Consider the following 21,004-nt stretch of genomic DNA (forward strand, 5'->3'; position numbering starts at 1 on the left):
CCGATTGCCAAATCGGAATCTGGGACGTCCATTTATTGCTGCAACATGATTGGAAATCCGTTCAAATATCTGCCGATGCTGCCATTAAAACCATAGGTTTAGTTAAATTTTCAAAAACAGACAGTCCTTTAATATCCCGTAATAAGGCTTCCACGCCTAAATCTTTGCTGTATCCGTAACCGCCATGCATTTGAATGGCAGCCGTACAGATCTCTTCACCGCTTTGCATTGAAAAATCACGTGCATGATAGGCGCTCCGTACATATGCTTCGTCATTTGCATCCCACTGAGCAGCGGCCTTAAATGTGAGCAGCCGTGCAGCCTCTGCTTTAATCATCATGTGGCCGAGCTTTTCAGACATAGCTTCGAATGAAAGAATGGGCCGATTAAATTGCACGCGTTCTTTTCCATAAGTGACCGTTTTTTCAATAGCAGTCGTGAGAATACCGCAGGCAATCGACGCAAGACTGATGCTGTGCAGATTAAAGACGGACTGCCTGATTTCATCTCCGGATTCTTCGTTCCCAATTATATTTACATCGGGAATATGGACATTCTTAAAAGTCACCGTGTTCAGTGTGATCTGATCCATGCCCATCTTTTCATAGTTTTCACTGACGGCAACGCCCCCGGTATCGTGATTAACGATAAAAGCGGAAAGCCCGCGATCGGTTTTTGCAAAAACAATGTAAATGTCGGCAGATGCACCGCCATACACAAATGTCTTCTCGCCGTTAATGATATATTCGTCGTCTGCTTTGACGGCACGAGCCTCAATATTTAAAAGATCTTTGCCTCGCCATCCCTCGCCCAAGGCATAAGCAGCCGTTTTTTCACCGCTGAAAAGGGCCGGCAGATACTTTTTTTTCAAATCACTGCCGGCAAACGCGGCAATTGCATAACACGCCTGTGTACAGTGCACCGCATAAGCAAGTGCAACGGAAGCCGATACTTTGGCTATTTCCTGCAGGGCAACAATGTAGCTCAGAAAATCGCCGCCGGCACCGCCGGCATCTTCCGAAAAGAACAACCCAAGAAAATCTGTCTCTGCCAGATTCTTTAAAGCATCAACAGCTGAGAGGTCCGATAAATTTTCCGCTATTTCACGTGCGCTTTCCTGAATCAATGATTGTTCTTCCGATAAATTAAAATTCATAGGTCATGCCTCCTTATCTGCCCTTTAAAACATGATTGGCTATCACAATCCGTTGAATCTGATTCGTGCCTTCATAAATTTGCATGACTTTTGCGTCGCGCATCAGTTTCTCTATGTTGGATTCGCGCAAGTATCCGCAGGGTCCGAATATTTCGACAGCCGTTTCGGCAAGCTGCATCGCCGAATCCGTAGCAAAGGTCTTGGACATCGCCGATTCCTTACTGTACGGCCGGCCGCTGTCTTTCAGATAGCACGTCTTATCAATCAGTCCCTCGGCTGCTTCGGCCCGCGTAGCCATATCCGCCAGCTTGAATTGAATATATTGAGAAGCGGCCAATGGTTTACCATTTTTCTTTTCGTTTTGAACAAACTGAATCGTTTCCGTCAAAATTCGTTTGCAAAGTCCAACTGCAGTCGCACCGACAGACAGCCGGGCCACGTCCAAAGTTTTCATCGCTATTTTAAAACCCTGGCCCTCGTCGCCGATGCGGCGATTGACGGGAACGGAAACATCATTAAAAATCACTTCAACCGTATTGGAAGCACGAATGCCCATTTTATTTTCTTTTTTCCCGACCGTGATCCCTTTTTGATCGGCCTCGACAATAAACGCACTGAGTCCCCGGTTTCTTTCCGAGAGATTAGTCGAAGCAAATACCGTATAGACACCGGCATGTCCTCCATTTGTACAGAAACATTTTGTTCCGTTAATCACATAATGATCGCCCTTGCGGACAGCAACAGTCCGAATCGCTCCCGGATCAGAACCGGCGCCCGGTTCAGTCAAAGCAAAAGCAGCCAGTTCGCCGTTCAGGATATGTTTGAAATAAAGTTTGATCTGTTCTCTGTTTCCGCCAAAAAGGACCGGATAAGATGAAAGTCCATTGCCCCCCAGTGTCGTCTGCATACCCACACATCCCTTGCCGAGCTCTTCATTGACAAGCGCTGACGACATTGCGTCAAGACCTGGGCCGCCGAGATCTTTGGGTGCAGCAAGAGCCAGTAATCCGTATTCCTTTGCTTTCTCAACAATCGGCTGGGGAAATTCTCCCGTCCGATCATACTTATCAGCATTAGGGACAATATACTGATTAACGAATTCCCGTGCTTTTTTTTGCCACGATTTTTGTTCTTCCGTTAATTCAAAGTCAATCATCATATTTCCGCCTCTCTTTAATTACATGAGGATTGAGACAATAGTTTTCGTTATTTTTTAATTTAATAAAAATTCCCATTTATGGATTGATGAAATTGATTGTGCTTTCCCATAAATGGAAATTATAAAATACAATTAAGCATTAACCATTTCACTGAATGCCTGAATACGCGTTCTCGCTTGTTCAGCATTTACATTTCCCTGCTCAAATTCAATATAGACCTGGGGAATATGTGCTTTTTCCAATTGCTTTTTAATAATCGGGTAGTCAAATTCCTCCGGGTCGCAGAATTTCATCATTAGGAAAAGCACCCCGTCGGCATGTGTATGCTTCACAGCCTGAATGATCATCTCTCCCCGTTTTTTTTCGGGATCGTAAAGAAGCGGGCAGCCTTCCATCTCCGACCAATAATTAACGAGACGTTCCATCGGCGTTTTTCCGTCTTCCGGAACGTCGCTGCGGAATTGCCGGGTTTCCTGAGATAAATCATCAGACACAACATTAATGTGATTCTCTTCAAGAATATGAAGAATATCGGACGAATCCAGCATAATTCCCGAAACGACGATTTTTTCACCGTCCCATTTTTGTCTTTCATTTTCTTTCAGATCATCAATCAATTCTTCTATCCACGTCGTATATTCCGCTTTTTCTACAAAACCGGCTGCTTTGATGACCGTGTGACGGACAGAAGGTGTAATAATAGTCGGATAATCAATCGCCACTTCAACAAATTTTCTCATTGCCCGCCGATAATTGTTGTACACCTTAATGCTATTGTGCAATGCTTCCGGCGTAATAAGATTTCCCGATATCCGCTCCAGCGTTTTCTTAATTCTCTGATACTCCGTCAGCAGATATTTTTTCCCTGCTTCCGTTTTTCGATTGACCGGATGGACAAGAGGGATAAACTCGACCCCTGGAACTGCCACTTTCCAGTTTTGTCCCATCGTCCGCAGCGGATCGCAATTTGCCGGAATAATAATTCCGGATAAACCATCAAACGCTCCCTTTATGCCCAACTCCAGGCTTGTCTGAAGGATGGAACAGATGAATGAAGGAAAATATTTTTTTGCCGCCGATATTTCCGTTTCCCCGCCCCATATGCCAAAAGGAATCATACCCGCTGCGTGAATCAGTTCCTCCGGAGCATAATACATGCAGCCGATCGCTTTTTTATCTTTACTAATATACTCTTTCAGCTGGGCACCCGGATTCTTGGCGACCCTCCTGATTCTTGATAATACGGCATCATAATTATTCATTGATCGAGACCTCCTTTCCGTTTTTTCTCGCTTTCATGACTTCATACAGCCCCTGGACACGCGTCTCATACTGAGCTTCGCTGAACGCTCGCGGATCTGCCTGATCGCCATCATAAAAGGCGGCCGGTATGCCCGTATCCTTTTGAACCCTGCGAACAATCTCATACATAAATCCATTCCACATTTTGCAGCTCTTATTTAAATGGACAAGCATGCCGTCAACGCTGCCTGTCTTGATAATCTCTTCACGCATCGCAATTTCCCGCTCCAGGTTGAGACAATTCGTCATCGTCGCATAGGCCTCGGCCATTTCATCCATATTGCTGTAGACTTTTTCAAAAGCAGTAAAATAATTGGATCCGACAACATTGATACCATATTTCAGCAAAGTCTTATAAGTAAAGCCAATATGCGGCCAGCAAGCAATTCCTTCAAGCAGAATTCTAAACTGTTCTTTTCCTTTATAAGTCGATTGGTTCTGGCGGATTCTTTCTTCCAGCTCGTCTGCCAGCACCGTGAAAGCATGCAGCGTTTCTTTTTTTCCTTTGCTGCAGAGAATCAAAGCCATGTAATTAAAGAAGTCGTAACCATTAAGCGGGGAAGGCAGGGCATTCATTGCATTCTCCGCCCGTTTCCATGCCCGTCCGGAGGCAGCGGACGTTTTCATCACTTCTTCGAAGCGTTGTGAATCATATTTTTTCCCCGTCACTTTCTCCAATTGTTTAAAGACAAGCCAGATCTGCTCTTTAATATAATCGATTCTCTCCTGCGTTACTTCAAACTCCGTATTAAAAGGAACATCCAGCATGATTAACGGAATAGCCAGTTCCTTAGACAGATTTTCATACCACTTCACCATCTGTGCACAAATATTATTACAGCACAGAACGTAGTCCGGTTGCGGAATATCCAATGCTTTGCACTCTTTCACATCTTTGTAGGCGAGGCTTATCTGTGCATAGCCGCAAAGATCATTTGAATAGCCCCGGCCTTCTGCATATTCCAGCAGCGGAAGGGAAGCCTTCTTTGCGGATACGGCGGCCGCGTGATTCTCCGGATAGACAACAGTCAGGCCCAGCGTTTCAGGTATTTCCTGAGGAAAATTAGAAGCGGCCCAACCAACCATTTCACCCTTCCGTTTTGCTTCTCTGGCTCGCTCATAATGCTGATCCATCAGTTCATTAATCAAATCTTTTGCTCTCTTATTCTCTGCCATCGCCACTTTTAACACATCCTTCATTTTTGTTTTTGATGCGCTCATAGGCGTATAATGCGGCGCCAAGTGCGCCTGTAAACTGAGGAATTTCCGGCAGAATAATCGGGACTTTCAGAACATCTTCCATCATTCGGACAACGCCGCTGTTGCAGGCAACACCTCCGGTCATAATGACATCCTCTTCGACTCCGGCGCGGAACACCAGCCCTGAGATTCGTCTGGCTATTGAACGACTGATGCCGGCAATGACATCCGTCTTTTTCTCGCCATGCGCCAGGCGGGAAATGACTTCCGATTCGGCGAATACTGTACAGGTCGAACTGATGACCGACGGCCGCTCCGACTGATGTGCGAGCTTGCCCAGATCCTCGACCTTTACTTCCAGGACACCTGCCATCACATCAAGAAAGCGTCCGGTTCCCGCCGCACATTTGTCATTCATGACAAAATTCAATAAATCTCCTTCAGAGCTTAATTTCAATACTTTCGCATCCTGCCCGCCAATATCAATAATGGTTCTTGCAGCCGGTAAAAGAAAAAAGACACCCTTCGCATGACAGCTCAATTCACTAATCTGATGATCGGCCTTTTTAAACGTCATCCGACCATATCCGGTAACAACTGAACCGCTGATATCGTTTTCAGTCAGCGGCGGTTCAGCGTCCTGGAACAGCGCCTGCATCACTCGGGAAGGCCCGCTCGTTCCCGCTCCGACCGGAGCCAATGCTTTCCTGACAATCGAGCGTCCGTCTTCCAGAATGACGCCCTTCGTTGCTGTTGAACCGATATCGATTCCTAATGTATACATGATCAGGACCCCATATTAATGACATGATTTTCCGAAAAGCGATTGATTTCATCAGCGGAATAGCCCAGATCCTCCAGAACTTCTTTCGTATTTTCGCCAAATTTAGGTCCTCTTCTGTGTTCGAGGGAATCCATATTAGAAAATCTGACAGGTGTATCAACCAATTTCCGTACATGCCCGTTTTCGTAATGCATCTCATGCAGAAAGCCGTTGGCCAACGCCTGCGGATCGTCAAGAATTTCTTCCCACAGATAAGCCTTATCGCAGGGTAAATCATATTTTCTGAATATTTCTACCCATTCATCGACATTCCGTTTCTTCATCTCTTCTTCGATGATCTGAATCATGACATGTGTATGACCGGTGATGGCTTTGATATTATTCAAATCCTTATTATCAATCAGATCACTGCGTCCAAGCGCTTTCATAACTGTCGGAAACTTCCAGTCATATTCAGGACAGCACAGCTGTATCCATCTGTTATCTTTTGTTGGATAGCTGTTCAGGAAGGGATTGGCGGCATCTTTTCGGCTGATCGGATACTTAAACCCGTACTGAGAAGAAGTGACGGTTAAATTGAAATCATAAATGGCGCGATGATAGAGACTGACCGTTACTTTATCGCCCTTTCCCGTTTTTGTTCGCTCGTACAGGGAAGCCAGGATGCCTGCAGCCAGATCCGCGGCCACCTGATTATCACCGAATTGGGGGACCGGGTTCAACGGCGACGTATCCTTCTCAGCCAACGTACCCAGCAGGCCGCCCCGTGCATAATAACAGGTAAAATCAAATCCGGGCGTATCTTTCAGCGGGCCTTTTTCACCATAGCCGACAGATTGGGCATAAATGAGTTTCGGATACTTTTTTTTCACAGAGTCATAGTCGAGCTCCATTTTTCTGAGCGCTTTGGTCTGATTATTCGTAATAAAAATATCCGCCTGTTCCAGCAGTTTGTCCATAATCCGCAGGCCGTCTTCTGTTTTTAAATTCACAACAATGCCCTTTTTGTTCATATTGGATAAATCAAAACATGGATTCTCCTCCGGATCGGTGGGGCACTTCGTATTAAAACCGACTCTTCTCAGCGCGTCGCCCTTCGGACTCTCCACTTTAATCACATCGCATCCCCAATCTGCCAGCAGACGCGCACAGGCGGGCCCGGCCACATAGGTTCCAAGCTCAATAGCTTTCAGACCCTTCAAGGGTTTTTCCATCTCAAACACCTCTACGTAATTTTTTATCACTTTATCGGCTTCCACTTTTACTTTAGGAGCAGGATAATTTATTGTAAAATACAAAGAATTAATAGTCGATTATAAAAATTTTCACTGGAATCATGCAGGGACTGGCTGAACAATGAAAAGAATAAATTGGGAAGGAAAGGACAAACGCGAAAAAAAAAATCTCATCAATGGGGAGAAATGGCCGGAAAGCCGTGTGTCCACGATGCCGTTTTCCAAGATAATCAGTGAAAAATCTTATAGGCAACTAATTTATATTAGCTTTAAGAAAATAGGACACGAACTTTTGCAGTGCCAGCGATGTGTGCACATTTCTCTTCGTAATCAAGCTGATCGGAATCACGCTTTGATCATCGTCCACGGCAATAACGTTGATCCCTCCACTGATATATTTTTCAATCAACGGCTCCGGCAGAAATGAGATACAGTCACTATGTGCCACCGCATCGCAAATAAAGCTCCATTCCGAACTGCGCAGTTTAATTTCGGGAGTAAATCCATTTTTTATACACTGAATAACCGGCAGCTTCCCCAACGTGAATTCCTCCGAAAGCAATATGAATTTTTCTTTTTTCAGCTCCCTGAACGATACGGAGGTTCTGCCAGCCAATCGATGATTTTTACTGACAATAACGACCGGCCGATAACTATAATTGGGAAGTTCGATAACTTCCAATGTGATCGGCGGATTCAGATGCGAAATAATGCCGACATCGATTTTGCCGGATTGGACACCTTCCTGAATCGCCAGCGATCCATTGCAGACGATGTTTGTCCTCACTCCGGGGTAATCGTGGATGAACCCCATCAGAGAGTCTATAAAAAAACAATCGGCAAACAAATCGGGAATACCGATTTTTAGCTGACCGGTAATCTTATCCTGACTCCTGCGTATAAATTCGATTGTTTTCGAATATTCTTTTAATAAATGCTGCGCTTGTCCCAGAAATTTCTCTCCTTCTTTTGTCAGCGCTAATTTCTTACCATCGTATGAAAATAATTTAAATCCCAGTTCTTCTTCCAGTTTCTTTGTTGTCCAGCTCAGAGTTGGCTGCGTCACAAACAATTTCTTGGAAGCGACCGTGTAATTCAAATCTTTAGCAACCTGAACAAAATATTTCAATTGTTTAAATTCCATAGCCTTCATCTCCAATTTTGCCCATCAGCATTTAATTTGAATACGCTTACATTATCTGATAAATATGAAATTATAAAATCTAACCATGAAAAAATCTCCCGTCCTAGTACCCCCCTTCCTTCTTTCTTAAGCCGTCATTTTCATCCACGCTAATCAAATTATATCAGCAGACGTATCGACAGTATCGCCACAAAAAATCGACTGTTTTTCAACAGATATTCAGATCCGGATGTCTCCGCTCATATCGATCAATAGATCAAACAAATACGAACGTCAATCCGTCCTATCACTCTCATTATAAAGTCTTCAAGTCCTTCCGCCGGATACCCGGGAATCCAAAAAATATTTATAGTCTGCTATAAATTTAATGTATTTTACAAAGCCTTCCCCGCGTTCAATGATAGGTATGTAAAAAGAGAGCGCTCTCTCACATTTCAATGAAACAGGAGGGAGAAATTAATGTCTGATACTGAAACAGTTCAATCACATGATTTTCCGCGTTGGCAAATAATGATTGCTGCCATGTTTGTCATGGTATGTACGGGTTCAATTTATGCCTTCAGTGTACTTGAGGGTCCCCTTGCCGCCATACATGGATGGAGCGCGGAACAAGTAGTCCTCGCTTTTACAATTAATTTGGCAGTGGCACCTATTTCAATGATTATCGCCGGAAAAATCGTCGATAAAAACCATGCCAAACTCTGTGTCCTGATTGGCGGTATCGGCTATGGCGCCGGCTATTTTCTGACAGGTTTTTCAACCAATCTTCCGATGCTTTATTTGACCTACGGAGTAATTTCCGGCCTCGCATCGCCGTTTGCTTACTCCGGCTGTTTAGGAAACATTACACGGCTGTTCCCGGATAAACGGGGGCTGGCTATGGGACTTATAACTGCTGTCAATGGTGGTTCGGCAATCATTTTTGCACCGCTGCTGTCTGCTCTCATTCAGCAATTCAACGTCCTTGTTGCCATTCGGATCGTCGGTTTTATTTTTATTGTGATTTGTCTCCTTGCCGGCTTACTTATGAAAACAGCCCCGGTCGACTACACCCCGAGGGGATGGACACCGCCTGCGGCTGTTAAGAAAAATGCGGAAAACAGTGAGGGCCTTCCCTGGTATAAAATGCTCGGCACTTTTCGTTTCTATCTAATCTTTATTATGTTCGCTATCGGTACACTTTCCGGCCTGATGATCGCTTCCAACGTGGCGCAAATCGGCGAGTCGATGTTCGCATTATCAGCGACTGTTGCTGCATTTTATGTTAGCTTCTATTCACTCAGCAACTGTCTGGGCCGGGTTGTCTGGGGAGCCGTTTCCGACAGAATCGGTCGTTATTATTCACTGATCGCTATCTTTGCCGTCCTTGGGATCATGCTTTTCCTGCTGGCAAATACAGCTTCTCCGATTCTGCTGCTGATCGCAGTCATCTTTATCGGCCTTTGCTTCGGCGGAACGATGGGCATCATGCCAACGATTGTGACTGAGAACTTCGGAGTGAAATTTTACGGTGTCAATTACGGTATTACATTTATCGGCTATGCCGTCGCCGCATTCTTCGGACCTCGGCTGGCCGTTTCGATTGCTGCACAAAATCATGGAAATTTTGCCGGTGCTTTCTATATCGCCATGTTTTGCAGCCTGATCGGCATTGCTGCAACCATTGTTTACCTGCTAATCGTCAGAAATAAATTATCTAAAAACGGAAGTTCAACAGCTAAAAGCGCTTAATACTCTTATTAACCCCGACTGCTAGGGAGGTTTAAAAAGTGGGGAAGGATAGCCAGCCTGAGAGGGGCCGCACAGTTTTTTATCAGCTTCGTAAACAATTGGCACATGATCCGGACAAAGAAGCGGTATATGACGGTCGACGCCGACTGACTTATAAACAGTTATTGCAGGAAATTGAAGCGGCCGCTTCCGGACTTCTGCAGTTAGGAATACAGGAAGGCGACAAAATTATCACCGCTTTGCCGAACGGATCAGAATTTATCTCTATTTTTCTGGCTCTGACAAAGATAGGTGCAATCCTTATTCCTTGCAATCCGGCCTGCCGAGAAAAAGAATGGGATGATATTTTTTCACGGATAACGATCCAAGCAGTCTTTTGCAAAAGCAGCGATGTAAACATACGCTACTTTAAAAAGCAACAAAAGGCGGATAGACTGGATCACATAATTTGTGTCCGTTCTCGCCAGGCCGAACACAAAGAATTATTCTCTTTTGATGATCTTGTGAAAAATGGGACGAAATTAAGCGGCTGTCCCTGTATCAACACCGACGGGACAGAAACGGCTGTCATTTTATTCACTTCCGGCACGACGGGAGAACCTAAGGGAGTGATGCTCAGCCATAATAATCTGCTTTTCAGTGCAATAAATATTAAAAACAACCTGCACTGCACCCGCAACGATGTATTTTATGTCCCTGTACCGGTCTTCCATGTCTTCGGGTTAATTCCGGGAATCCTTACTTCGCTTTTTTCCGGAGGAAAAATCGTTTTCTCGGAAAGTTTTCATGCGGATCAATCACTCCGTCTTCTTCAGAAGGAACAGGTGACCGTGCATTATGGTGTCCCGGCAATGTTTATTCTGGAAATGAACCATCCGGATTTTAAAAAAATAAAACCCAATCAATTACGTACCGGTCTCATCGCCGGTGCTCCATGTCCTGTCGAGGTAGTAAAAAAAATCCGTTCTGACATGCATTGCAATATAATTGTCTCCTACGGAGCAACTGAGACATCGGGAGGCGTGACTTTTACCGATTTTAACGATGATGATGACCATCGATCCCGATCGGTCGGACGAGTGACTCGGGAAACGCAGATTAAGATAATAAACAAACAGCGAACTGAAGTTCCCACAAACAGTGTCGGCGAGCTGGCCTGCCGGGGAGCGGGCGTCATGAAGGGATATTTCCAGATGCCGGATCATCCGGCATTTGACAGCAACGGCTGGTTTTTTACAGGAGATCTGGCAAAAATGGATAACCGGGGCTATCTGTACATTGTAGGGCGCAGGAAAGAGATGATCATTCGTGGCGGATACAACGTCTTTCCGTGGGAACTCGAAATGCTTTATCATGCTCATCCAGCTGTAGAAGAAGTATGTATCATTGGTTTACCCGATACCGTTCTCGGAGAAGTGATCTGCGCCGTCATTAAGATCAAATCGGATTATCAGATGGCCGTCTCTGCAGAATCGTTGAAAAACTATTTAAAAAATAAAGTTGCCTCGTATAAGGTTCCCGATCATATCTTTTTTATTGACCGTTTTCCGCTGAATGGGGTCGGAAAAATTGACAAGAACGCTTTACGCGAAGAGTGTATCCATGACCTGAAAGGAGTATTAAGATAATCTCGGGGCGCGCATATTCGGCAACAAGGATCACGACAGAAACAGTCCTTAATTAATGACAAACAGCAGTTTTCATAAGCCATTTATCCTCTGAAATCTGAAGATCCCACATGATTTCAGAGCTTTTTTTTCCTGCATCCCCACCAAAGGATGCGGCCTTGCCCTAATAAACACTGAAACAACTTTTGGACTGATTATTTTAAATCATCAATTGAACGGCTCTTTTACTTTGCATAATACAATGAACAGTACTGTATGAGCAATTGAAATAAAGGCCTGAGAGACAGGCATTTTGTTTATAATAAGCCGCTTGCGATACGGTGAATCATACGGGGAAATACACTTTCTCTGATGAATCGGCCGTTCCCCTTGTCTAAATAAATACATAGCTAATAGTAAACCGCAAAGGGAGGTTAGGACGATGGCTAATCAATCAGGTCTCGGAACGGGACCATTTACCGGTCCGGGAACAGCACCGGGTACAGGGCCGGGTACAGGCTCCGGAACAGGTCCCGGCACACTTCAAAAGTAAGTTTGATACATTTTTAAGTATGTATGGCACCCGGCCCAGGCCGGGTTTTTCGTATATCCTTACTAAGCGAAACGGCACGGCGAACGAAATTTTTGAACGTCCAAAACCGTGCCTGTCCGGCGGTCACAACTATTCAGTCTAAAAAAGTCCGTTATCTTATGAAGATTTATTTTATGGCAGCTGCATGAGCAGTCCGAGGGCATCGGGAATATTCCCGACATCGTGAACGGGAATGATCCACGGAGGCGTTTGCACTTTTTTCGTCACGTTCCGGCGGACGGCAATTTCCTGATTAGTCAGCCAGATCGCATGGATGCCGCTTTCATTCGCCCCCAGAATGTCGTTATCCCAGGAGTTGCCGATCATGACCGCTTCCGACCGATGGATTTGCAGCTTGCGCATCATAAAATCAAAAACTTCCGGATCCGGCTTTTGCGGCTTCCCTTCCTCCAGTTCCGATTGTGTGGCATAAACAAATGTAAAGTAGTGACCGACACCTAACTTTTCCAGCATTTTTCCGGCCATCTCGCTGTCGCTGTATGCTGTATTGCTTAAAACCGCTTGTTTTAACCCCATTTGCTCCAGACGGAACAATGTTTCTTTAACATGCAATCGCAACTGAACTTCAGGATATTCATACAGCGGTTTTCTGTCCAGGCCTTCATGTGGAGAAGTATTTATTGTGTCGCCCAGATCCCAGATCACGTGCGTAATCATACGCCTCACCCTCTCTTAAAACTTTTCCATTTTCAAAGACGGCAGGTCTAATTGACCCCTCGTTTTCTTTACAAGTTTCGATAGAATTTCTGATCCTTTGACGGACTTGAGTGTTTTTAGGGGCCTGGTCATCAAAATGACAAATCAGAAACTTAAAAAGCCGCCCTTTTCTGATGAAACATCGTCGGTAGCGGGGCGGCTTTTATCACTTCGCGGTTCGTCTGACGCTGGCAGTGCAACACCCACAGTGGTCTGTCCCAGTCATCATAATATTGAATCCGTTAGAAATTTTTTTGCCATACCTGAGCGGCTGCATGACTGACTGCGGCATTGATGCAAAATCAAACGCTCAGATCGCGCCGGTTATAAAAAAAGTATGTCCCTGTGAAAAACAGTATGACAAGCACAAGGGTGAACGCCACGCTCGACACGGTGAGTCCGTCGCCGCGGACGATATCGCCGTAATCGAAATATTTAAACGGCGACAGCACGTTCAGCGCGTCGAGTTTTTCATTGATATCGGTAACTTTGGCAATTAAGTAGCCGATCAGAAGAATTGTGACGGACCAAGATCCGGACGCTCCTCCTCCCTTAATCGACGCGCCAAGCAGCGCGCCGAGGGAAAGGAACATCAGCTGAACAAGAAACAAGGCAATGAAGAAGGTAATAATTTCACCGGTAATATCGGTGTCTTTATTATAGGCTGAGACAAAAACCAGCGACGAAATCAAAGTTATCAGATTAAGCAGAAACAAATTTACCAATGCGGCCATCATTTTAGCCGTGATGACGCCGGCTCGCGAAATCGGTTTGACCATCAGGAATTCAGTTGTCTTGTCGCGTTCTTCCTTGGAGATGATGCCGCTGCCGAGTAGGACGGCATGAATCGTTAACGCAATTTCAATATAAGAAAACAGGAAAGCGAAGTAACCGCTCATGACGGATACATTGAATGAGCCCATACCTAGCAGGGCACGCATGCTTCGCGGCAATTCGGTCAATGCCTGGCCTGCCGCTCCCCCGGACGAATAGGTTTCATATTTGCTCATCCCGCTCAGTACGCCGATAATCATGCAGACGCTCCAGACAATCAGAGCCGTCCGGTTGGCTTTCAACTCCCGGATAAAAATGTTCATGATTGAAATTCTCCTTTTCAGCCGACGTCAGGCCGCCGCGTCGATATCTTTTCGTGTATAGACGATATAGCCGGTGGCAATCGCCACTGCAACAATCACTACCGCCGCAATCAGATAGGGGCCCTCGTAGGCGGTGTGCTCAATGATATAAGCAGTCTGAAAATAATTGAAGGGCAGCAGATAACGGACCGCATCGTTATTTCCGCCGGATTTTACAAGCGCGCCGATCATGTAAAGACCGATGACTATGCCAAGCGACAGCGGCAGGATCGTTTTCATTTTGCTGTAGAAAGCTGAAATCGCCATTCCGATTGCAAAAAAAATCAGTTGTATGAATAAAATCGTCAGATTGATCAGAAAAAAAGTTTTTCCATCGTAGCTCCCTGTACTCGCCGCCTCAGCAAAGATGAGCACCACGACGTAATAAAAGGCATCGGCGATGACCAACGACGTCAGCGGAGCCAGCAGCTTGGCCGTAACAATCGTCCGGCGCGATACCGGCTTGACCAGCAGAAAGTCGGCTGTACGCATTCGCATCTCTCTGGAAAGCGACGCCAGGCCGAGGTTCATCCCCTGGATGGCAGCACCGAGAATAATGAACGTAAAAATAAACGAATAAAACCCGAGTATCGATGTAATAAAATTCAGGTTAATGCCCAGCATCGCCCGAATCTGAGGCGGATAATTGGCAAGCAGTTTCGTAAAATCTTTCGCATCCGACTCAAGCCCGGGGTAGAGCAAGAAAAAGAGACCAGCTATCGCAGACAGGCATACGGCCCAGAGCACCGTTGATTTTCGCAACGTCCTTAACTCATGCAGATAGATGTTCATAATGCTCATCGCCCCTTTTCGTAGTAATGCAGGAAGATTTCCTCAAGATCCGGTTCGTTGATCGACAAGTTGAGCAGATCCAGAGAGGCAATCTGCTGAATGAGCGGATTCAAGTCCCCTTTGAACATAAAACTGGCCTGATTGTTTTTAACCATCAGTGCACTTATGCCCTCAATGCGGAATGTCTCTTTATCGATGGCGTTTTTGGCTGCGAGATTGATCCGCTTATAATTATTTTCCTGAAGGGTGCTGATTTTCTCAATCCGGATAATCCGCCCTTCTTTAATAAAAGCAACCCGGTCGCACAGTTTCTGAACTTCACTGAGAATGTGCGACGAGAAGAAGACCGTGACCCCCCTCTCCTTCTCCCGGCGGATTAACTGGAAGAAATTTTGCTGAATCAGCGGGTCCAGTCCGCCCGTCGGTTCATCCAGAATAACCAGTTTCGGATCATGAAGCAGTCCCTGGACGATGCCGACCTTTTTGCGGTTGCCATAGGAGAGACGGTTGATCTTTCTTTTCAGATCCAGATCCAGGATCCCCGCCAATTCGTGAATCCGCTCCGTGCAATCTTTTTTATAAAAACTGGCGGAATAGTTCAGCAAATCGATAACCCGCATTTTATCGTAATAAAAAACTTCCGAAGGTAAATAACCGAGGTCACGGCGAACTTCCGGATGATGCCAGCAGCTTTTGCCGAAAATCGTAGCCGTCCCGCCCGTCGGACGAATCAGTCCGAGCAGTGTCCGGATCGTCGTCGATTTTCCCGCACCGTTCGGGCCAATAAAGCCGAACACTTCTCCGGATTCCACGCTCAGATTCACATCGACGATACCTCGTGATTTCCCGTACGACTTCGTCAATCCTTTCGTCTCAATCACACTCATGATTCATTGTCCCCCTTATCTTCTCTGTAACAGACCTTTCTGAGCAGTTCCAGACAGTTCAAATAATCCCGATAAAACATTTCCAGATCCGGATGCTCTTTTGAAGTCATATCGCTGAAATACCCCTCGGACATCCACAGCAACATCTTCACAATCAGTTTTGGGTCGATACCTTGTTTAAATTTCGACATATCGATCCCGTTAAAGGCGATATTTCTTTGAAAAGCAGCAGCCTGTTCAGAGGCCATGCGGGCCTGTATATCCGCTTTGACGGCAGCCTCGCTTTCATGTGTGGCACTGTCCAGAAAAGATATGATCGCCGGACGCTTTTTCAGTATTTCCATTTCAATATCGCCGGCCAGTTTGATTCGTTCGAAAAAATCGTTGATTCGCGGATCAAACTTGTCATTAACCCCGTCCATGAGTGTTTTACCGCACAAATCGAGTAAATAAAGATATAACGCCTTCTTTGTTCCGAAATAATAAAATAACATCGCTTTCGAGATCCCGGCGGCGTCGGCAATATCTTGCCCCGATGTTTTTCTGTAACCGTTCGTGCCGAATACGGACAGTGCCGCATTAATGATCCTATTTTGTTTTTCAAGCGGTATCTTGCGGAAATGTTCCAATGATGTCACACTATTCCTCCTTTCTTTTTATAAACCGAATTGGTTTATAAGCATTATAACGTTATAAACCATTTTGGTCAATAGCGACAATTTTATGCAATTCTTCGCATCTTTTAGGTTGATTCATCGAATGATTAAAGAAAATTATGATTCTGAACCGTCGCCGTGGACAGAGAATTCAGAGGGAAGAAATGAGCGGTTTGCAATTGAGGAAAAGAACTTTTTCATGCAAATGCATGATATACGAAAAATAAAGTGGGCATGAAACTTATAAGCTTTTTCAAACCTGAAAAAAATCATGTTGTTTATTACTTAAACTGTCGCAACATCCAGTCGAGAGAAAAAATCGCGTCAATACCCGCGCTTCTGCTGTGAATCAGTGAGCAAAGGCGCAGTATCCGGCCATCTTCTAACGGCGGGCTCATCCTGCCTAAACTGATTTTTCTCAGAGGTATTAGTCTTGAGCTGCAACAAATTCCATAAATAAAAAGGCCGGCAAGCACTTACTTACCGAACCTATCATTGGAATATCGCTGCTGCATCAATTGGAAATGTTTCTCCCGATGTACAGCCGGAAATGCGCCGTTGCTCAAAAATTTGCAAGATTTCGCGGATGATGCGACTTCGCGGTTCATCAGATATTTGCTGAATTTAGCATCTTTTTTAATATAGACGATAGAATGGTTGAGAAAACCTCTCAGACAGTCTCTTCGGCACCTTCCTTCGCTAAACTCAGCAGCAGTTTAATTCGATTATCCTGGTTGACCTTGCTGGACCCGGCATCGTAATCGATTGAGATCAGGTTGGCGTCCGGATGATTTCTTTTCAGGGCGCGGAACATGCCGCGTCCGAGCACGTGATTCGGCAGGCAGGCAAACGGCTGAACACAGATAACATTTTTTACGTCGGCATTGAGCAATTCGGCCATCTCGCCGGGGAGCAGCCAGCCTTCGCCCATCTGATTGCCGATACTCAGCAGCGACGACGCGGTTTCGGCAATCCGCCCGATCGGTTGCGGCGCTGCAAAACGGCCGTTCAACTCCAGAGCGCGGCAGATCGGACGGCGATAGTGTTCCACAAAGTGCAGGCCGACCATTCCCCTCAGGACAGGCAGCTTCCCTTTGCCGAGGTGTTCTTCACGGAAGCGATGGTTATACAGGCCATACAGGAAAAAGTTTACAAAATCAGGAATAACCGCTTCGCCGCCTTCTCGTTCAATCGTCTCGACCAGCCCGTTATTGGCAAACGGACTGAATTTAACGTAGATTTCGCCGACAATGCCGACTTTCGGCTTATGTGCCGGGCGCACGACGATCCGGTCAAAGTCGGCGATCATTTTCTCGATCAGAGATTGATAGTTTTTCATACTAAAGTGATCAAGCAGGTCTGCGCAGTGCCTGAGCCAGAGGCGGTACGTTCGGTCTGTCCGCCCCCGCTCGACTTCGTAGGGACGGACGGCGAAACGCAATTTTAACAGCAGATCGCCGAGGCAGGCCGAGACGACCAGTTCTTTGACGATCGGCAGTGTTATCCGGAAGCCGGGCTGCCGCTCCATGCCGGAGTGGTTCAGCGACAGAACCGGGACTTGTCCAAAGCCGGCACTGACCAGCGCTTTTTTCAGCAGTGCCAGATAATTAGTTGCCCGGCAGCCGCCGCCGGTCTGCGTCATGATCACCGCCGTCCGCTCGGGATCGCAGTCCTGCGATTTAAGTGCCGAGACAAGCTGGCCGATGGTGATGATCGCCGGGAAGCAGGCATCGTTATTGACATATTTCAGGCCTTCGTCAATCTGGGCGCGCGTCTGCTTCTCCAGTACTTTCAATCGATAACCGTGACGGCGAAACGCCTTCTCAAACAGGATAAAGTGTGTCGGGATCATCTGCGGCGAGAGAATCGTATAGGTTTTCCGCTCCGCTTTTGTGAATACCGGCGGTGACGGCGGAAGCGGTTCCTCCCCGGCCGGCTGTTGTAATTTTTTCCGCTCGCGGATCGCTGCCTTCATTGAGCGCAGACGGATGCGTGCGGCGCCAAGATTGTTATTTTCGTCCATTTTGATCCACGTATAAAGCTTGTGGCCGCGTTCAAGGATTTCCTGCACCGCATCGGTCGTGATCGCGTCCAGTCCGCAGCCGAACGACGTCATCTGTACGAGTTCGAGATTCGGATGCTCCTTGACTGCTTCGGCGGCGCGGTACAGCCGGCTGTGGTAGGTCCACTGGTTGACGACCGGCTGTGAAATTTTATGCTTTGCCAGCGAAGCAACGGAATCCTCGGTCAATACGGCCATGTCCATCCGGGCGATTTCGTCGGGAATGCCGTGGTTGACAAACGGATCAAGGTGATAAGGATGCCCGGCAAGGACAATTCCCGTCTTCCCTGATGCCTCAAGTCCGGCAACGACTTCGCGACCGCGCCGGCGGATCCATGCGTGAAAAGCCGCGTCTTCTTCTTTCGCCTTTGCCAGCGCCTGATTCAGCTCGGCCGCCGGGATATCGGGAAAACATTTCTGCAATTCTCCTGCAACCGAATCAAGTCGATCCATAGAGAGAAACGGCTGAATGAAACGAACATGGCGTTCTTTTAAAATCGTCATATTGACGCGAATCACTTCCGGATAGGACGAGACGATCGGGCAATTGTAATGATTGTCCTGCTCATCATTTTCCCTCCGTTCAAAAACGACCGCCGGATAAAAAATCGCCGGCACGCCTTTTTCGACCAGATTGACGATCTGGCCGTGCATCAGTTTGGCCGGATAGCAGACGGCCTCCGACGGGATCGTCTCCATTCCCTTTTGATAGTTGAGCAGCCCGGAGCGTTCGGAAAGGACGACGCGAAATTTCAGTTCGCTAAAAAAGCGATGCCAGAACGGATAATTTTCATACATATTCAGTGCCCGCGGAATGCCGATTGTTCCGCGTACCGCGTCCTCTTCGCTCAAGCTCGGCCGGTCGAACAGCTTGTGCAGCTTCTCCTCTGCCAAATTGGCCTCGGTCCGCTTTTTCTTCGGCAGACCGGCACCGCGCTCACAGCGGTTGCCGGTGATGAACACGCGGCGGTCGGGAAAACGGTTGATCGTCAGTCGGCAGCGATTGGCACATTGCTTGCAGCGGCCGTAAGTAATTTTCACCGTCAATGCTGCCAGTTTCTCCGGCGGCAGTACGGTTGAGCGGCCATCCGAGCGACTGCGCTCGCGTGCCAATAACGCACAGCCGTAAGCACCCATCAACCCGGCCAGATCAGGACGCACGACCTCCTTACCGGTCATTTTCTCGAATGCCCGCAGCACGGCTTCATTTAAAAAAGTGCCTCCCTGCACGACAATGTGATCGCCCATCTCATCGACATGCCGCATCTTGATTACCTTAAACAAGGCATTGGCAATGACCGAGTAAGCGAGACCGGCAGAAATGTCGGCCACTTCCGCCCCCTCTTTCTGCACCTGGCGGACTTTCGAATTCATAAACACCGTGCAGCGCGATCCGAGTTCGACTGGTCCCTGGGAGGAAAGCGCCATTTGCGAAAAATCCTTCACCGAGTAACCGAGCGTACCGGAGAAATTTTCCAGAAACGAGCCGCAGCCGGATGAGCAAGCTTCGTTGAGCATAATTCGGTCGATGGCACCGTTCTTAATCTTCATGCATTTCATATCCTGACCGCCGATGTCGATGATAAAATCGACATTCGGCTGAAAGCGGCGTGCTGCCTTATAATGGGTAATTGTCTCGACTTCGCCGCCGTCGAGCCGAAAAGCGGCCTGGACCAATTTTTCGCCATAACCGGTGGCCAGCGAATAAGCGATGTGGACTTGCGCGGGCAGCACGTCGTAAAGACGGCGCAGGCCTTTGCGTACGGCGGCCACCGGATTGCCTTTATTACCCTGATAAAAATCATACAGGATCTGGTCGTCCGTTCCAGTCAGCACGATCTTAGTCGTTGTCGATCCGGCATCGACGCCAAGGTAAGCGGGACCGCTGTAATTGCCCAGATCGCCGCGGCGGACTTTGGCGCGGGCATGACGCTGCTCAAACGCCGTCCGTTCCGCCTCGCTGGCAAACAGCGGCGCCATTCGATGCGACGCCAGCTCTTTCCCCGTCGCGCTCATGGTCTGCAGGCGGCTGATTAAACGGCCGACATCGACTTTTTTCCCTTCACTCTTATCCATCGCCGCACCGATCGCGACAAAATACTGGCCGTTATCTGTACGCATCACCTGCTCGTCGCTCAGGTGCAGCGTCTCCATAAACCGGCGGCGCAACTCGGGCATAAACGTCAGCGGCCCGCCGAGAAAAGCCACGTTGCCGCGGACCGGCCGGCCGCAGGCCAAGCCGGATAACGTCTGATTGACAACGGCCTGAAAGACGGAAGCGGCAATATTCTCGCGACTGACCCCGTCGTTGATCAGCGACTGAATATCCGTTTTAGCAAAAACTCCGCAACGCGACGCAATCGGGTAGATCCGATCCGATCCGGCCGCAAGCCGATTGAGTCCGGCAGCATCGGTTTCAAGCAGCGAAGCAATCTGATCGATAAACGCACCCGTCCCGCCCGCACAGGCGTCGTTCATCCGCTGCTCCATGCCGCCGCTCAAATAGATGATTTTCGCATCTTCCCCGCCCAGTTCGATCACGACATCGACTGTCGGATCACTGGCCTGCACCGCCTTCGTACAGGCGACGACTTCCTGCACGAAGGGGACCTCAAGCTGCTCCGCCACACCGATTCCAGATGACCCACTAGCGTGGATCCTGAATTCGGCTCCGGGAAATTTTTCCGCCAAATCGCTCAGCAGACGGATCGACGCCTTTTTGATTTCGGAAAAATGACGCCGGTATGATTTGAATACAAGTCGATGCGTTTCATCGATCGCTACCATTTTTGCCGTGGTCGAGCCAATATCCAAGCCAACGTGAAGTCTCATTTCCCCTCTCC

General features: G+C 47.4%; 15 protein-coding genes. 2 read left to right on the forward strand and 13 right to left on the reverse strand.

Translation table 11 applies throughout. The features are described 5' to 3' along the window. Nucleotides 1–61: 61 nt before the first annotated feature. From Q6A92_RS04255 to Q6A92_RS04285, 7 genes are all read right to left on the reverse strand, one after another. Nucleotides 62–1,156 (reverse strand): acyl-CoA dehydrogenase family protein, encoded by a 1,095-nt coding sequence (locus Q6A92_RS04255; RefSeq protein ID WP_332237157.1) that lies wholly within the window; start codon nucleotides 1,154–1,156, stop codon nucleotides 62–64. 13 nt (nucleotides 1,157–1,169) lie between these two features. Beyond that, nucleotides 1,170–2,315, reverse strand: coding sequence for an acyl-CoA dehydrogenase family protein (locus tag Q6A92_RS04260; RefSeq protein WP_332237158.1), 1,146 nt, complete (start codon nucleotides 2,313–2,315; stop codon nucleotides 1,170–1,172). A 132-nt stretch (nucleotides 2,316–2,447) separates the two neighbouring features. Continuing rightward, nucleotides 2,448–3,578: a 2-hydroxyacyl-CoA dehydratase subunit D gene (locus Q6A92_RS04265; RefSeq protein WP_332237159.1), complete on the reverse strand. Its 1,131-nt coding sequence runs from the start codon at nucleotides 3,576–3,578 to the stop codon at nucleotides 2,448–2,450. After that, nucleotides 3,571–4,794, reverse strand: coding sequence for a 2-hydroxyacyl-CoA dehydratase subunit D (locus Q6A92_RS04270; protein ID WP_332237176.1), 1,224 nt, complete (start codon nucleotides 4,792–4,794; stop codon nucleotides 3,571–3,573). The genes Q6A92_RS04265 and Q6A92_RS04270 overlap by 8 nt, the downstream gene beginning before the upstream one ends. Further along, nucleotides 4,781–5,602 carry an acyl-CoA dehydratase activase gene (locus tag Q6A92_RS04275; protein ID WP_332237160.1) on the reverse strand — a complete coding sequence of 274 codons (822 nt, stop codon included), beginning with the start codon at nucleotides 5,600–5,602 and terminating at the stop codon, nucleotides 4,781–4,783. Before Q6A92_RS04275 ends, Q6A92_RS04270 begins: the two co-directional genes overlap by 14 nt. A 2-nt stretch (nucleotides 5,603–5,604) precedes the next feature. Beyond that, nucleotides 5,605–6,816 (reverse strand): CaiB/BaiF CoA transferase family protein, encoded by a 1,212-nt coding sequence (locus tag Q6A92_RS04280; RefSeq protein ID WP_332237161.1) that lies wholly within the window; start codon nucleotides 6,814–6,816, stop codon nucleotides 5,605–5,607. A 274-nt stretch (nucleotides 6,817–7,090) separates the two neighbouring features. Continuing rightward, nucleotides 7,091–7,981 carry a LysR family transcriptional regulator gene (locus tag Q6A92_RS04285; RefSeq protein ID WP_332237162.1) on the reverse strand — a complete coding sequence of 297 codons (891 nt, stop codon included), beginning with the start codon at nucleotides 7,979–7,981 and terminating at the stop codon, nucleotides 7,091–7,093. 459 nt (nucleotides 7,982–8,440) lie between these two features. Here Q6A92_RS04285 and Q6A92_RS04290 point away from each other — a divergent pair, with 459 nt between their 5' ends. Both Q6A92_RS04290 and Q6A92_RS04295 read left to right on the forward strand, forming a co-directional pair. Further along, the gene (locus Q6A92_RS04290; protein ID WP_332237163.1) at nucleotides 8,441–9,712 is read left to right on the forward strand and encodes an L-lactate MFS transporter; all 1,272 of its coding nucleotides are present in this window, start codon (nucleotides 8,441–8,443) and stop codon (nucleotides 9,710–9,712) included. A gap of 38 nt (nucleotides 9,713–9,750) precedes the next feature. Then, nucleotides 9,751–11,340, forward strand: a complete 1,590-nt coding sequence (locus Q6A92_RS04295; protein ID WP_332237164.1) for a class I adenylate-forming enzyme family protein — start codon at nucleotides 9,751–9,753, stop codon at nucleotides 11,338–11,340. Nucleotides 11,341–12,043: 703 nt separating this feature from the next. On the opposite strand, the gene Q6A92_RS04300 is transcribed toward Q6A92_RS04295, so the two are convergent. From Q6A92_RS04300 to Q6A92_RS04325, 6 genes are all read right to left on the reverse strand, one after another. Further along, nucleotides 12,044–12,589, reverse strand: a complete 546-nt coding sequence (locus Q6A92_RS04300; RefSeq protein WP_332237165.1) for an HAD family hydrolase — start codon at nucleotides 12,587–12,589, stop codon at nucleotides 12,044–12,046. A 341-nt stretch (nucleotides 12,590–12,930) separates the two neighbouring features. Beyond that, nucleotides 12,931–13,725: an ABC transporter permease subunit gene (locus tag Q6A92_RS04305; protein ID WP_332237166.1), complete on the reverse strand. Its 795-nt coding sequence runs from the start codon at nucleotides 13,723–13,725 to the stop codon at nucleotides 12,931–12,933. Between the two features lie 27 nt (nucleotides 13,726–13,752). Next, on the reverse strand, nucleotides 13,753–14,556 hold the full coding sequence (locus tag Q6A92_RS04310) for an ABC transporter permease subunit (protein WP_332237167.1): 804 nt from the start codon (nucleotides 14,554–14,556) through the stop codon (nucleotides 13,753–13,755). Nucleotides 14,557–14,561: 5 nt separating this feature from the next. Continuing rightward, nucleotides 14,562–15,443, reverse strand: a complete 882-nt coding sequence (locus Q6A92_RS04315) for an ABC transporter ATP-binding protein (protein WP_332237168.1) — start codon at nucleotides 15,441–15,443, stop codon at nucleotides 14,562–14,564. Next, the gene (locus Q6A92_RS04320) at nucleotides 15,440–16,081 is read right to left on the reverse strand and encodes a TetR/AcrR family transcriptional regulator (protein WP_332237169.1); all 642 of its coding nucleotides are present in this window, start codon (nucleotides 16,079–16,081) and stop codon (nucleotides 15,440–15,442) included. The genes Q6A92_RS04315 and Q6A92_RS04320 overlap by 4 nt, the downstream gene beginning before the upstream one ends. A gap of 688 nt (nucleotides 16,082–16,769) precedes the next feature. Then, complete coding sequence (locus Q6A92_RS04325) at nucleotides 16,770–20,993, reverse strand: acyl-CoA dehydratase activase-related protein (RefSeq protein ID WP_332237170.1); 4,224 nt, start codon at nucleotides 20,991–20,993, stop codon at nucleotides 16,770–16,772. Nucleotides 20,994–21,004: the final 11 nt, after the last annotated feature.

The sequence above is a fragment of the Sporolactobacillus sp. KGMB 08714 genome (genome assembly GCF_036598985.1).
GTDB lineage: Bacteria > Bacillota > Bacilli > Bacillales > Sporolactobacillaceae > Sporolactobacillus.